Consider the following 14,195-nt stretch of genomic DNA (forward strand, 5'->3'; position numbering starts at 1 on the left):
GCTACGGCTGGAATCGCTCAATCGTCATCGTTCTCGTACCGGTCGTTGCGGCGGTCGTAACGGTAGCGGGGGGGCGGTGGCGGGGCGGGTTGGTCGCAGTAAAGCACGGTCCGCCTCTTTACCAGCTGTCCCTCGACGTAAACTTTTTCCCGCACCCTGCGGCATTTGCGCACATTATCATATCCCTCCGGCTCGGCATAGTAGTGGCCGCGCCGGTCTTCGGTGCGGTATTCGACCGGCCTGCCTGCGGATGCCGCCTGGTGCGCGCCCTGCGCCGACACGTCGGCAATGGTCGCTCCGGCAATGGCCCCCAGTGCGGCCCCGATCACTCCGCCACGCCAGGGGTTTTTCGAGTCGAGAATTGCGCCGACTATCCCGCCGTATGCGCCGCCCACTGTACTGCCGGCAGTCTGGCGCTGGGTCGCGCAACCTGCAAGCAGCAGGGAAGCGATGCAGGCGGCAGCAACAACCCTGATCTTGGATCTGTTCATTTCCCCTCCCTTTCCCGTTGCGGTCTCTGTTCCTTCTGCTCCCGTTGCGGTTTCTCGCCAGGTTGCGCCTCTTTCGGCGTTTCGCGCGGGGCTATCTGCCAGACCCGTCGCGGCTGTTTGGTCTTGGCATCGGTGCGGACGGCAGGTGTAGGGGCCGGCTTCTGCTCTGCCTGCGGCTGTCGCTCGCGGACGATCGGACGACTCTCGGTACGGCCTTCCATTGGGGCGGGTTTTCCCTGGGGCCTGACACTCTTTTCCGGCGTTGCCTGAGTTGGCCGCTCTATTGGCTGCACTGCCTCGCGTTGGCGTCGATCCTGGGTGGCGTGATCTTTATCGGGCTTTTGCGGAGGCGCAGGGGCCGGCGTCACTCTGGCCGGCTGCTGTGCCTGTGGTGCCGGTGTTACCCTGGATGGTGTTTGTGGTGCAGGGATACCTCTTGCCGGCTGCGCCTGAGGCGTGGGCGCAACACGCTGCTGTACCGGTTGCTGCCTGTTATCAGGAGCTTTCTGGCGGTCCCGGACTGCCTGCGGTTGCCTGTCTGGGGATATGCCGCGCCGATCCCGCTCCAGGCGTGGAAAGCGATCCTTAAGCGGCGCAGGGTGGCTTCGCAAGATTGCCGGGGGCGGGGTGCTGCCGGCAGTTACCCTGCGCACCTCGGGCATCCGTGCCTCGCGGGCAATGGGCCGTATTTGCGGCGGCGCTGTCAGTCCCTGGTAGCGTTCAAAGCCGACTGGCCGCCCTTGCCGCGGTTTACCTCTGCCGGTGGCAAAGGCGCTTCTCTCAATGACCGTTACCGCATTCCTGACGCGGGTATTGCGGTAGTTTACGATCGGCCTTACGACCGAGCGACGGTCAACACTGGTTATATTGATGCTGAGACTGCCGAAGGATCCGTAACCGTAATAGGTTTCGCCCGGTGCCAGCGGTACCCAGGCCAGGTCGCGTTGCGTATCCACCCAGGCCACGTATCCCGGGGACCAGTAGACGTCCGCGGCGCGGCGGAACCCAGCACCAGCCGTATCTCGTGCTGTGATACCAGCGGCCGTAGTGATGGGGCGCCCATCCCCATGGTTCCGAGGCAATCCAGACATAGCCGCCCCGGCGCCAGACCCATCGCCCCTGCTGGTAAGGCACCCAGTCAGCCTCTGCAACGATGGTCGGCCGCCAGGCATAGCCGTAATCCTCAACCTGGACCCACTCTCCGTTTGCTGCCAGTTCATCTTCATAAATCACGAGTTCTTCGGGGAGATGGTGATTTGCCGCTTTGCGGGAGCTCTTCCGATCCCGGTCCGCATTCCAGAGCTCCCATTTGTCAGGCGGATTGAGCTGGGCAATTTCGGCGCCGTTTTCAGAAAAAATCAGGTCCTCGCCGGATCGGACACGGGTTTTCCCGGAACTCCCCTCGACATACGCCGAGCCTTTGAGCACCGATACCTCGGTGTCCGGGTTCTCGCCGCCCAGGATATCGACATGGACGCGGCTTTTTCTCCCGAGGCTGACGGTTGCGTCTTCGGTGTCTATCTGCAGCTCCCGGTCATCCGGCGCTGTCCGGGCATAAAGGCGGCCCGAGCCGAGGTAGACCTGTTGTTCGTCGTCACTGAGGCGGACAACATCAATGCTGGTCTTTGAGCCGAGACGGATGACACTGCCGCTTTTCAGTTGGATTTCCGCTTTGGCAGCTTCCGGACACCAGATCCTGTCCCCTTCTTCGATCGGCGTGTTTACGGCGGCCGGCACCCAGTCGTTGCTTTCATTATCAAAGAGGAGAACGTCGCCCTGGGTCAGGGTGAGGCGGGCCATTCCCGCTGAGGCATGGGCAAAGAGCGGGATCAAGGTCAATGCGATTGTAACGGAGATGATAACCAGTCTTTTCATGTGAACCTCCTGACCCTTTCAACGCGTTGCTGTCCGTAAGGTTGACAGCGGATGTTAAGGGGAGCGATATTCGGCGGTGGGCCAGAACGGGATGCCGCCGCGCGGGGTGAATTCGCCGCGGACAGTCAGGCTGATCGGGGAAAGGAGCTTGACCAGGTCGTTGCAGATCCTGTTGACCCCGGCTTCGTGGAACTCCCCGAACATCCGGAACGAGCCCAGGTACAGCTTGAGGCTCTTGCTTTCCACGCAGAGCTTGTCGGGCCGGTAGTCGATGACGATCTTGGCGAAATCGGGCTGGCCAGTCAGGGGGCAGAGGCAAGTGAATTCGGGGCATTCGATGTGGATCGTCCCGATTGCGCCGGCCGGGTTCAGTTCATTGACGCTGAACGGACTGGGAAAGGCTTCGAGCAAGGCCGGGTCCGGATTGTCATAACAATAAACAGTGCCTGCATTTCCCAGGGCCTTTAGATTTTCATGGAGCTTCATGATCGGATTCCCCTCGTTTTATGGTCGTAAGCTACGGAGTGAACCGGAAAATCTTGTACGGACCCTCTCCCAGGTGGATGCGGGAGGTGGTAACGTAAAAGCTGCCGTCGGGCGCCAATGCCATGCTGTCGGGCCATTGCAGGCGATTGTCCTTGGTCACCGTCTCCAGGGTGCCGTCCGGAAGCCTTCTCTTGATGGCACTATCTTCTATTGCCGTGAAATACAGCCTGGCGCTGCGATCAAACTCCAGGCCGTCGCTTGCCACGGTCTGCCCCAGGTTTTCCACCTTTTTCGGCAGTTCGCGGGCGGCAATGTTCTCGTCGAGCAGCCAGAGAAGCTTGATGCGGTATAAGGTGCGCCCGGTAAGCGCCTTGAAATAGAGATACTCGCCGCTGGGGTCGATGGCGATGCCGTCGATATGGACGCGCGGGGTTTCACCGTCCGGAAGTAGCCATTTCATGCCGTTTATTGACAGTTCTATATCCTCGGCGGTAGTTGAGATGTCGTTGTCAAGCACCCGCCAGGCAAGGCCGGTGGCCAGATTAACAACGATCAGCCCCGGGCTGCCTGAATCGGAAATAAAGGCATGTCCACTCCGGGTATCGATGCGGATATCGTTCAGGTAACTGTTTTCATGAATTACAGGCGCCCCGAACCGTATGGTCTGCATCACCTTGTTATTCCGGAGATCGACCTTCAGGAGCTTGGCTCCACCGCTGATAACTCCTTGGAAGCGCGGATTGGCAGAGTCGAGAATCCAGAGGAAGTTCGCGTCATCTACGTAGACGCTCTGCGCACAGACTAACCGGTTCCGGGGTTCACTGCCGAACCAGCGGTTCCATTCCGAATCCGGATACGGAATGATTGACCCGTCAGCGAGGATTTCACCGACAGACATGACCACGGACTCGTTCCAGCGCGGGAAGGAGACGAATTTACGTCCTTCACGCGAGATCGCGATGCCGGTCCATTGGCGATCGGTGCTGGCAATTTCCATGAGTTCGTGGCGGATGATCAGCGGTCCGTGGTCAGGCAGGGCGCACCCCGCCGACAGGAGCAGTGCCAGGATTGCAATGAGCCGGAAGCAGAACAAAATCACCTCGTAAACAGCATATTATTTGTTATATCAGAGTTTCTTCGGTATTAACAACAGAACGGTTGACTGTCAAGGTTCTTAATGGCCGGCGGTCGTCAAAATGCTGTCCAGTTTCTCATTGACTATCTTTAGTAATCATGACACAATCTGCGGCGCAAAAAACAGGTAAAATGGGTGTTTTACATCATAATACATAGAGGAGGGAAACAATGAATACCAAAACGAAAACATGGATTGCTGCTATTGCAGGGCTTGCCATGGTATCCCTGCATGGACTGGCTTTCGCCGCCGGTGCGCCCGCTGCCCCTGCAGCGAAGGCTCAGGCCGCTGCACCGGCAAAGGCTGCCCCGGCAGCTGCGAAACCGGCCCAGGGACCCAAGCTGCTGAACGAAGACTGCGCAAAATGCCATGCCAAGGCGCCTGCGGATATCGCGGCAAACGGCGGCAAGCACAAGAGCGCGATCGGTTGCCAGGACTGCCACGCCGGCCATCCGCCGACAGTGCGGAAGATCATCCCGCTCTGCAGCCAGTGTCATGAAGGCAAGCCGCACTACAAGCTGGCCGGATGCAACACCTGTCACAGCAACCCGCATACCCCGCTCAACATCAAGATGGGGCGCAATATCACCGATCCTTGCCTTACCTGCCACACCCAGCAGATAGTAAAGCTCAGGGAGAACAAGAGCAAGCACACCGCGCTTGCCTGCACCTTCTGCCACGATACCCACGGTAAGATCCCCGAGTGCGTCCTGTGTCACAAGCCGCATTCCAAGGAGATGACCCAGGCCGATTGCAAAAAGTGCCACCAGGCCCATATGCCCAAGGCAGTTGCTTACGGCAATCAGACTCCGTCCAAGGACTGCGCCGCATGCCACAAGGCTGCATACAACCTGCTCACCGCCAGCGCCTTCAAACATAAGAACCTGAGCTGCGTTGCCTGTCACCAGGCCAAGCACAAGATGATCCCGCAGTGCCAGAGCTGCCACGGCACTCCGCACCCGGCTTCGATGCTTGCCAAGTTCCCGAAATGCGGTTACTGCCACAGCATCGCTCACGACCTGAACAGCTTCAAGGCTCAGCCCGCACCGGCTGCACCTGCTCCGGCCGCCAAGAAAAGGAAATAGGGCACGCAGTTTAGTGAAATGAAAAGGGCCGCGACTCGATGTCGCGGCCCTTTTTTTGTCCGGAAGGTCGCTGCTCAGAACGGCCGGCGTAACGCCAGATGGAGGGTGACATCAGGAGCGGTGTTGACCGCGATGTCCTCGGAAACGGCGATATCCAGCAGCAGGCTGCCGGGAAGGCGCAGGGTGCCGCCGCTGTGTAGCTGCAGGGAGTTTGCCGACAGCTCTTTGAGGTCGCTACCCTGGTAAAACGGGGTATGACCGGAAAATTGCATGATAAAGGCAATCCAGTTAGTCGGAGCCCATCCGGCACCGAGGGTGCCGAAGGCTGCGAGGGAGCGTTGCTGATCAGGGAGTACGTTCCCTCTGGTCATGGCCATGCCCCCTGCTGAACCGAACAGGGTCAGATGTCCGATCGGTATTTGGTAGTCATCGCTCAGGTCCAGCCAGAGAGCGGTATCCACGCTGCCGCTGCCGCGCAGCCTGTGGCTGTCGCCGGTGGGAAGCTTCAGGCTGCCGCGCAGGGCAACGGCCCCGGAACCCGAAGCACCGCTTTTATACAGTTGATACCCCCCGTTAATCCTGATGTCTCCGATCCCGAACCCGGAATCGTCCAGTCGCAACCGTTCCGTGCCGTTGTCGGCGTAGCTGTACAGCAGCCGGTTGCGGGGGGCTTCTTTCCTCCCTCCTTGCGGGAGTCCGAAGAAGTCATGCCACCCTTCGATGAAGCTGTCGAAAATCCCGCCGCCGTGCCCCACAAAAGGGAGTTCAAGACCGGCTTCGGCGCGAGTTCCAAGGCCGTAGCGGCAGGCCAGTGTCACTCGATACGCCTCGCCGTCAAGGATGAGTCTCTCGTGAGACGTCTCCTCTGCGGCATAATTGCTGGCAACGTCGAAAAAAAGGCCGGCCTCGCCCCTGCCTGGTCCCTTGATCAGTGCCGCCCCGGGCTCAGGAAGGCCGAAGATCTGCACCAGCGGGCTTCGGTCGGCAGTATGCAAAGGGGTGACGGGGAGAGGATCGGCAGCGGCTGACGGTTCTGATCCTGACAGTAATGACAACAGCAGGGCGGATACACAGAATAGATATCTCATGGGGGTAATTGTAGCCGAATTCGAGATCCGGGCAACCGGAGAAGCGGTTTGATTCTACTTGAAATCAGCAACCAATCTGCGATAATGAGCCGCTTTAAAAGGCTTTGTCATCTGATCGCACTATGAGGGTTTTATGAAGATGTACCAGGGTAGGCAACAGATGGAGCATAAAGTGTCGCGCCGGCAGAAGGGCGACACCTTCAAGACTTTGGCCATTGGGGTTGCAGGGGTCGCGATTATCTTGCTGCTCGGTTTTACCGGGTGGTTCTACTATATGCTGGCAAAGCTGCCCAAGGTCGATCGGCTTGCGGACTACAAGCCGCCGATCGTGACCCAGGTGCTTGGTGATGACGGCAGCCTGGTCGGCGAATTCTTCCTGGAGCGCAGGACCGTGGTGCCGGTCGACAAGATCCCCCGGAAGCTGATTCAGGCATTTGTTGCCGCAGAGGACTCAAACTTCTTCCAGCACAAGGGAATCGACTATTTCGGCATTGTCCGGGCTGCGGTAAAGAATGTCATTTCGATGCGGAAAAAAGAGGGGGCATCCACAATTACCCAGCAGGTGGCCAAGTCGATGCTGCTGACGCCGGAAAAGAGTTATTCCCGGAAGATCAAGGAAGCCATCCTGGCGAGCAGGATGGAAAAGAAGCTTTCAAAGGACGAGATACTGTATATCTATCTCAACCAGATTTATCTCGGCGCCGGCGCCTACGGCGTGCAGCTGGCTGCAGAGACCTATTTCGGCAAAGGTGTGGACCAGTTGAACCTGGCCGAGATCGCCATGCTGGCCGGGCTCCCCAAGGCGCCCAATTCCTATTCGCCGATAAAGCATATGGACAAGGCCAAGGAGCGCCAGCACTACGTCCTGGAGCGGATGGTCAAGGAGGGTTACATAACCGAGGCCGAAGCCGTGCACGCCAGGGAGACCGCCATTGCCATCAAGCCGCTGAAGAAGGTCAACAGCGAGCAGTCCGCCTATTTCCTGGAGCAGATCCGGATCCAGCTGGAGGCAAAATACGGGGAAGAACGGCTTTACAAGGAAGGTCTCAAGATTTACACGACCATGAATGCCGAGATGCAGAAAGGGGCATACGAAGCAGTCCTGCACGGCCTGAAAGAGGTCGATAAGCGCCAGGGATTCCGCGGGCCGCTGAAGTATCTTGCGGAAAGCGAGGTCGATCCGTTCTGCAGGCAGGTGGAGGACGGGATAGAAGGCGCCTCCCTCCGGCTGGGGAGCACCTATCAGGGGGTAGTAGCCAAGATCGATGCGGTGCGAGGCGACATCACCGTAAGGGTCGGCGAGCGAACCGGAATCCTGTCGCGCAAGAACATGGGGTGGGCCGGAAAAGTCGCCATGGCCGACAGCTTCGGGAAGCCGGATGAAAAAGGGAAGGGGCTGGCACTGGGAGCAGTCATCGAGGTGAGCGTGCTGGTTTCAGATGTCAACAAGACCGGGGCTGTCCTGGCCCTTGACCAGACCCCTCTGGCCCAGGCTGCGATCGTGGCCATCGATCCAAGAACCGGCGGGGTAAAGGCGCTTGTCGGCGGGTATGATTTTAAAAAGAGCCAGTTTAACCGGGCGGTTCAGGCCAAGCGCAACCCCGGGTCGGCCTTTAAGCCGATCATATATTCGGCTGCCCTGGAGAAGGGGTTGACCGCGGCCACCATTTTCGACGATTCGCCGGTCGAGTACGAAAGCGGCAAGGAAAAGGCCTGGAAGCCGAAGAATTACGACAACATTTATCGAGGCAGTGTGACCATGCGCGAGGCGTTGACCAACTCCATCAACGTCGTGAGCGTGAAGATCCTGGAACAGATCGGCGTCAACACCGCCATCGAGACCGCGAAAAAACTGGGGATAACCTCCCCGCTTGATGCGAACCTGACCCTTGCCCTCGGCTCATCGAGCATTACGCCGCTGGAGCTCACGACAGCCTATGCTACCATTGCCTCCGGCGGTTATCGGCCGACCCCCTACTATGTCACAAAAGTTACCGATTCCGAAGGCAGGGTGCTGGAGGAGGTGCAAACGCCCCGCATTCCTGTTTTCGGCGCTGCCACATCGGCAGTCAATCTGACGATTCCCTCCACAGGTCTTGTGACCACGGCGCCTGCCGCCAATCCGCTTGATCCGGTACCGGTTATGTCCCCGGAAACGGCCTATGTCATGACAAATTTGATGGAAAGCGTTGTCTCCAGCGGTACCGGCCAGAGGGCGAGGGCTCTGGGACGTCCCGTTGCCGGCAAGACCGGCACAACCAACGATATGAAGGACGCCTGGTTTATCGGGTTTGTCCCGCAGCTGGTGGCAGGCGTCTGGGTTGGATACGATCAGGAAAAATCGCTCGGGGCCGGGGGGTCGGGGGGCCAGGCAGCTGCCCCGATCTGGACGGAATTCATGCAAAAGGCCCTTAGCGGGGTGCCGGTCGAGGATTTCAAGGTCCCGCCCAATGTCACGTTTGCCCTGATCGACCCGCGAACCGGCCGTATCGCCCGGGAGGGGAGCGAGGGTTCGGTCACGGAATGTTTCGTATCCGGGACCGAACCTTCTTCAACCGACTCTGATAATTGACTGGGAAGCAGGCGGGGTAAAGCATAGGTGCAGTGCGAGGTTGCACAGTGCCGGTGGTGCGTTTTTCGTAACTTGTTACCTCTTGTTAATGTCTGGCCAGGAGGTAAACTCTTGTATTTTCAATGTGATATGAGTTGTGGGCTCGTATTGCTGCGGTACTGGTGAGATAGGAGGCACATTAGTTCTTGATCCCCCATGTAGTGAAGATGTACAGGGACAGCACTGCGGCAAACCGCATGGGTCAAGCGCTGCCAAAAAAAAACTTTACATACCCCCTTGCATTAGGGAAATTTCGGTCTATAGTAGTCGCAACATCAACTTTAGCAAGGAGGGTTAATCATGACTAAAGCAGAACTCGTTGAGGCAGTAGCAAAGTCCGCTGGTTTGACTAAGGCAGCAGCCGAGAAGGCAGTTGGCGCATTCATTAGCTCCGTAAGCGCCGCTCTCAAGAAAGGTGACAGGGTTACTCTTGTAGGCTTTGGCAGCTTCGAAGTTTCCACCCGCAAGGCCCGCACCGGCCGCAATCCGCAGACCGGCAAGGAAATCAAGATCGCCGCAGCCAAAGTGCCCAAGTTCCGTCCGGGCAAGGCTCTCAAGGATGCAGTTGCCTCCAAGAAGAAGTAACAATCTGTTACCTTCCAGTTGACGGCATTAAATATAAAAAATCACCCCGCAACAGGCGGGGTTTTTTTTGATGAATTCCACGGGGTTTAGATGAGTGCCGAAATCAGGATTTACTATGAGGATACCGACGCGGGCGGGGTTGTCTATCACGCCAACTACCTGGGGTATCTGGAACGGGGGCGCACCGAGTTTCTGCGGGACCGGGGCGTATCGGTACGGGAACTGGCCGATGCCGGCTGCATATTCCCGGTGGTGAGGATTGAAATCGATTATCGCGCCCCGGCAGTTCTTGACGACCTGTTGCGGGTAGAGACAGAAGTGGTCCGGGCCGGGAAGAGCTCATTCACCTTGCGGCAGCGGATTGTCAAAATCGCGGACAGTAAAGTTCTGGTCGAGGCGTCGGTTACCCTGGCGTGCGTCCGTCCCGGAATGAAAGCCAGGAGGCTGCCGCTAGAGCTGTTAAACGCCATTGACAGCGGCAGTTGAAAAGTATGCGGCTACCTGCAATCTCCATACTGATGCCGGTGAGGAACGAGGCCAGGTACGTCCGCGCTGCCCTGGCGTCCCTGTATGCCCAGACCTGTGGTGATTGGGAACTGGTGGTCGTCGATGACGGCTCTTCCGATGCAACCCCGGAGATCCTTGCCGAGGCCAGCCATAGCGACAGCCGCATCCGGGTATTGACAAATCCGGGGAAAGGGCTCGTAGAGGCCCTTAATTTAGGGCTCACCAACTGTCGCGGTAAACTGGTTGCCCGCATGGACGGGGACGATGTCAGTCATCCGTGCCGGCTTGACCGGCAACAGCGGTTTCTGACGGAAAACCCGGATGTGGGGCTGGTTGCCTGCTCGTTCCGGCATTTTCCCCGCCAACACCTGAAGGTCGGGATGCTCGCCTACGAAGAGTGGCAGAACCGGCTCCTGACCCATGAACAGGTCATGGCTGACCTGTTTGTCGAATCGCCGTTTGTGCACCCAGGCGTGATGGCCCGGAAAAGTGTGCTGGAATCGGCCGGGGGGTATCGCGATCCGGGGTGGGCCGAGGATTACGATCTCTGGCTGCGGCTCGCTGCGGATGGTTGCCGGTTTGCGCGGCTTGCTGAGGTCCTGTTCTTCTGGCGCGACCGGCCCGAGCGCTCCACCCGGACCATGGCCGAATACACGGCTGAGGCGTTCCGGCGGTGCAAGGCGCATCATCTCAAAAACGGCTACCTGGACGGACACAAGGCCGTAACCCTTATCGGCGCCGGGATCGAAGGGCGGGCCTGGCGCAAGGCGCTGGCAGAGCAGGGGATCGCAGTCAGCAGGTGGGTGGATCTTGACCCGCGCAAGGTGGGGAAGGTTCTGCACGGCGCGCCGGTAGTGGCTGAGCATAGCGTTACGCCGGGAAGCGGCCCGATGCTGGTGACGATCGGCACCCGCGGGGCGCGCGGGGAGATAAGGAAATGGGCTGCAGGGCGTGGTCTGGCTGAGGGAGTGGATTTCGTCTGCGTTACTTAGAGGAGAGCGCCTTTTTCTGACGGCTCTCCTCACGGAGCATGTCGACGGCCAGCAGGAAAACGCCGATGCAGATGGCCGAGTCTGCTATGTTGAAGGCCGGCCAGTGGTAGGTCTTCCAGTATACATCCAGGAAGTCGATCACCTCGCCGAGCCGCACCCGGTCGATCAGGTTCCCCACCGCGCCGGAAAGGATCAGGGCCAGGGATACCTGGGCGAGTTTCTGGTCCGGCCGCAGCTTGCGATAGGCAAACAGGATCACGAAAACCGCCACCACGGAGACAAAGATAAAGAACGGGATCCGGAAGCTGGTGTTGGCGAGAAACCCGAACGCCGCGCCTTTGTTGCGCACGTACGTGATGCTGAACAGGTCGCGCAGTACCGGAAAGGACTGGTGGATGTCCATGACCCGGTCGATATAGGCCTTGGTCGCCTGGTCAATAATCAGCGAGACCAGCGACACCAGGAGCAGGATCAGGTAATTCGGTCTGTTCCCGGACATCTTATTTGACCGCCTTGAGGCATTTTGGGCAGATGGTCGGGTGGTCGGCGTCGGTGCCGAGCTCTTCGCTGTAGCACCAGCAACGCTCGCATTTCACGCCCGGAGCTGCCGCTACCTGGATCTTGAGCCCCGGAACGGTATCGGCGCTGTAATAATCTCCTTCTGAAATCTTGCCCAGTTCAACCTTCGAGACAATGAATATCCCCGGCAGTTCCGCACCATAAGGAACAAGGAAGTCGTTGAGGTCTTCTTCGGCGCTGATAAGAACGGCCGCGTCCAGCGAATGGCCGATGGTCTTGGCAACTCGCGCCTGCTCCAGTGCCTTGGAGACCTCGCCTCGAACTTTCATGATCCGGTCCCAACGCTCAACCAGCGAATCGTCCTTGCGTTCCGGGTGCATGGCCGGGAATCCGGCCAGATGGACGCTCGCCTCCCGCTTGCCCGGCAGGTAGCCCCAGACCTCGTCGCTGGTGAACGAGAGCACCGGCGCGATCATCCGGACCAGCGTATCGAGGATCTCGTACATGACCGTCTGGGCAGCGCGGCGCTCGACGGAATCCTTCCTGCTGGTATAGACCCGGTCCTTCAGGATATCGAGATAAAAGGCGCTCATCTCCACGGTGCAGAAACCGTTGACTGCGTGGTACAGGACGTGGAATTCATACTCGCCGTAAGAGCTGAGGACCTTTTCCTTCAACAGTTCGAGCTGGTGCAGCGCCCAGCGGTCCAGTTCCGGCATGTCGGCAAAGGGGACGGAATCGGTTAGCGGATCGAAATCGCTCAGGTTCCCGAGGATGTAGCGGCAGGTGTTGCGGATCCTGCGGTACGCCTCGGACAGGCGGTTGAGGATCTCCTGGGAGATCCTGATATCGTCGCGGTAGTCCTGGGCAGCCACCCAGAGACGGAGGATCTCGGCGCCGAACTTCTTGATCACCTCTTCGGGCGCCACCACGTTCCCCACAGACTTGCTCATCTTGCGGCCCGAGCCGTCCACGACAAAACCGTGGGTCAGGACGTTCCGGTAAGGCGCCACCCCCCTGGTGCCGACACTCTCCAGCAGCGATGAGTGGAACCAGCCGCGGTGCTGGTCGCTCCCCTCAAGGTACATGTCGGCAGGGGAGGAGAGCTTGGGATTCGGTTCGAGCACTGCGGCGTGCGACACGCCCGAGTCGAACCAGACGTCGAGGATATCCATTTCTTTGGCGAGATCGGCGGAGCCGCACTTGGGACAGACTGTGCCGGCGGGGAGGAGCTTGGCAGCATCCCAGTCGAACCAGACGTCCGAGCTCTCGGTTTTGAAGATCTCGGCCACATGGTCCATCAACTTGCCGTCGGCCAGGTATTCTCCGCAGGAACGGCAGGAAAACGCGGTGATCGGAACTCCCCAGCTTCGCTGTCTGGAGATGCACCAGTCCGGGCGATTTTCGATCATGCCATAGATCCGGTCCTTGCCCCACTTGGGAATCCAGGCAACCTGGTCGATTGCGGCCAGAGATTTCTGGCGCAGGTCGTTGGCGTTCATGCCGATGAACCACTGCTCGGTGGCGCGGAAGATGATCGGCTTCTTGCAGCGCCAGCAGTGCGGGTAAGAGTGGGAAACCGTGCCGGCGCCGACCAGGGCGCCGACCTCGGTCAGCTTTTCGATGACGTTGGGGTTGGCGCTGAAGACGAACTGGCCGCCGAAGAACGGCAGGCTGGAGATGAACTTGCCGTGGTTATCCACCGGATTGTAGATATCGAGACCGAATTTCAGCCCCATCTCGTAGTCGTCCTGGCCATGTCCCGGCGCGGTGTGAACGCAGCCGGTGCCGGCCTCCAGGGTGACATGCTCGCCGAGCAGGATGATCGAATCACGGTCATAGAACGGGTGGCGGCAGAGCTTTTTTTCAAGAACCGTGGACGGGAAGGTGGCAATGACCTGTCCTTCAAGCTGGTTTGCGGCCAGGAATGCGTCTTTCAACCCTTCGGCAACGATCAGCGCTTCGCCGTTCACTTCAACGGCGACATAGGTGAAGTCCGGGTGCAGGGAAATGGCCAGGTTGGCCGGGATCGTCCATGGTGTGGTGGTCCAGATGACCACAAAGGCCTGTTTACCGGCCAGTGCCGGGATCGCGCCGCTCAGGTCGTCCTTGAGCGCAAATTTCACGTAAATGGACGGCGAGGTATGGTCGGCATATTCCACTTCGGCCTCGGCCAGTGCGGTAACGCAGGAGGAGCACCAGTGGACCGGCTTCTTGCCGCGATACAGCCCGCCATTGTGGGCGAACTTGGCCAGCTCTTGAGCGGTCAGCCCTTCGTATTCGTAATTCATGGTCAGGTACGGATTGTCCCAGTCACCCAGGACCCCGAGCCGCTTGAATTCATCGCGCTGGATGTTGATGAATTTCTCGGCATATTTCCGGCACTCGCGCCGCATCTCCAGCTTCGAGATTTCGTTCTTTTTCGACCCCAGGTTCTTTTCCACCTGCAGCTCGATCGGCAGGCCGTGGCAGTCCCACCCCGGGACGTACGGGGCGTGGAAACCTTCCATTCGCTTGCTCTTGAGGATGATATCCTTGAGGATCTTGTTCAGGGCATGGCCGATATGGATATGGCCGTTGGCGTACGGAGGCCCGTCATGAAGCATGTAAACCGGCTTCCCGGCGCCGGACGCCTCAATCTGCTCATACAGCCCGGTATCTGCCCACTTCTGCAGGATCTCGGGCTCGCGCTGATTGAGGTTGGCCTTCATCGGGAATTCGGTAACCGGGAGATTGAGAGTGTCTTTATATTCCATCAGGATTCCTCCGCTAGGGTCGGGCTGAAAACGATTTAAGCTATCGGAAACCCTTTGAAAAGTCA

Annotated in this window: 13 protein-coding genes; 5 read left to right on the top strand and 8 right to left on the bottom strand. The window is 59.0% G+C overall.

Going from position 1 to position 14,195, the window contains the following annotated elements; all coding sequences use genetic code 11:
- Positions 1–17: 17 nt before the first annotated feature.
- The 5 genes from OR1_RS03830 to OR1_RS03845 are packed head-to-tail and all read right to left on the bottom strand — an operon-like array spanning position 18 to position 3,945.
- Positions 18–491, bottom strand: coding sequence for a glycine zipper 2TM domain-containing protein (locus OR1_RS03830; RefSeq protein ID WP_052440239.1), 474 nt, complete (start codon positions 489–491; stop codon positions 18–20).
- Positions 488–1,447 carry a hypothetical protein gene (locus OR1_RS20560; RefSeq protein WP_152609800.1) on the bottom strand — a complete coding sequence of 320 codons (960 nt, stop codon included), beginning with the start codon at positions 1,445–1,447 and terminating at the stop codon, positions 488–490. Before OR1_RS20560 ends, OR1_RS03830 begins: the two co-directional genes overlap by 4 nt.
- Positions 1,344–2,366, bottom strand: a complete 1,023-nt coding sequence (locus tag OR1_RS20565) for a FecR family protein (protein ID WP_052440241.1) — start codon at positions 2,364–2,366, stop codon at positions 1,344–1,346. Before OR1_RS20565 ends, OR1_RS20560 begins: the two co-directional genes overlap by 104 nt.
- Before the next feature lie 54 nt (positions 2,367–2,420).
- Entirely contained in the window at positions 2,421–2,852 is a 432-nt protein-coding gene (gene queF / locus OR1_RS03840; RefSeq protein ID WP_041970116.1) for a preQ(1) synthase, read from the bottom strand.
- 31 nt (positions 2,853–2,883) lie between these two features.
- Positions 2,884–3,945, bottom strand: a complete 1,062-nt coding sequence (locus OR1_RS03845; RefSeq protein WP_052440242.1) for an L-dopachrome tautomerase-related protein — start codon at positions 3,943–3,945, stop codon at positions 2,884–2,886.
- A 212-nt stretch (positions 3,946–4,157) separates the two neighbouring features.
- On the opposite strand from OR1_RS03845, the gene OR1_RS03850 reads away from it, so the two are divergent.
- Complete coding sequence (locus OR1_RS03850; protein ID WP_041970117.1) at positions 4,158–5,072, top strand: cytochrome c; 915 nt, start codon at positions 4,158–4,160, stop codon at positions 5,070–5,072.
- Positions 5,073–5,146: 74 nt separating this feature from the next.
- Here the strand turns inward: OR1_RS03850 and OR1_RS03855 are convergent, their stop codons facing one another.
- Positions 5,147–6,160 (bottom strand): DUF3187 family protein, encoded by a 1,014-nt coding sequence (locus OR1_RS03855; RefSeq protein WP_041970118.1) that lies wholly within the window; start codon positions 6,158–6,160, stop codon positions 5,147–5,149.
- 133 nt (positions 6,161–6,293) lie between these two features.
- Here OR1_RS03855 and OR1_RS03860 point away from each other — a divergent pair, with 133 nt between their 5' ends.
- The 4 genes from OR1_RS03860 to OR1_RS03875 all read left to right on the top strand — a co-directional run bounded on the left by OR1_RS03860 (position 6,294) and on the right by OR1_RS03875 (position 10,855).
- A complete protein-coding gene (locus tag OR1_RS03860) occupies positions 6,294–8,732 on the top strand; it encodes a penicillin-binding protein 1A (RefSeq protein WP_041970119.1) in 2,439 nt (812 codons plus the stop codon).
- A gap of 339 nt (positions 8,733–9,071) precedes the next feature.
- Positions 9,072–9,356: an HU family DNA-binding protein gene (locus tag OR1_RS03865; RefSeq protein ID WP_041970121.1), complete on the top strand. Its 285-nt coding sequence runs from the start codon at positions 9,072–9,074 to the stop codon at positions 9,354–9,356.
- 90 nt (positions 9,357–9,446) lie between these two features.
- Positions 9,447–9,842, top strand: a complete 396-nt coding sequence (ybgC, locus tag OR1_RS03870) for a tol-pal system-associated acyl-CoA thioesterase (RefSeq protein ID WP_041970123.1) — start codon at positions 9,447–9,449, stop codon at positions 9,840–9,842.
- Positions 9,843–9,847: 5 nt separating this feature from the next.
- Positions 9,848–10,855 (top strand): glycosyltransferase, encoded by a 1,008-nt coding sequence (locus OR1_RS03875; protein WP_041970124.1) that lies wholly within the window; start codon positions 9,848–9,850, stop codon positions 10,853–10,855.
- Here OR1_RS03875 and lspA read toward each other — a convergent pair.
- Both lspA and ileS read right to left on the bottom strand, forming a co-directional pair.
- On the bottom strand, positions 10,848–11,354 hold the full coding sequence (gene lspA / locus OR1_RS03880) for a signal peptidase II (RefSeq protein WP_041970125.1): 507 nt from the start codon (positions 11,352–11,354) through the stop codon (positions 10,848–10,850). The two genes, OR1_RS03875 and lspA, sit on opposite strands and share 8 nt — an antisense overlap.
- Before the next feature lies 1 nt (position 11,355).
- Positions 11,356–14,130: an isoleucine--tRNA ligase gene (gene ileS / locus OR1_RS03885; protein WP_041970126.1), complete on the bottom strand. Its 2,775-nt coding sequence runs from the start codon at positions 14,128–14,130 to the stop codon at positions 11,356–11,358.
- Positions 14,131–14,195 lie beyond the last annotated feature (65 nt).

Source organism: Geobacter sp. OR-1 (assembly GCF_000813145.1).
GTDB lineage: Bacteria > Desulfobacterota > Desulfuromonadia > Geobacterales > DSM-12255 > Geoanaerobacter.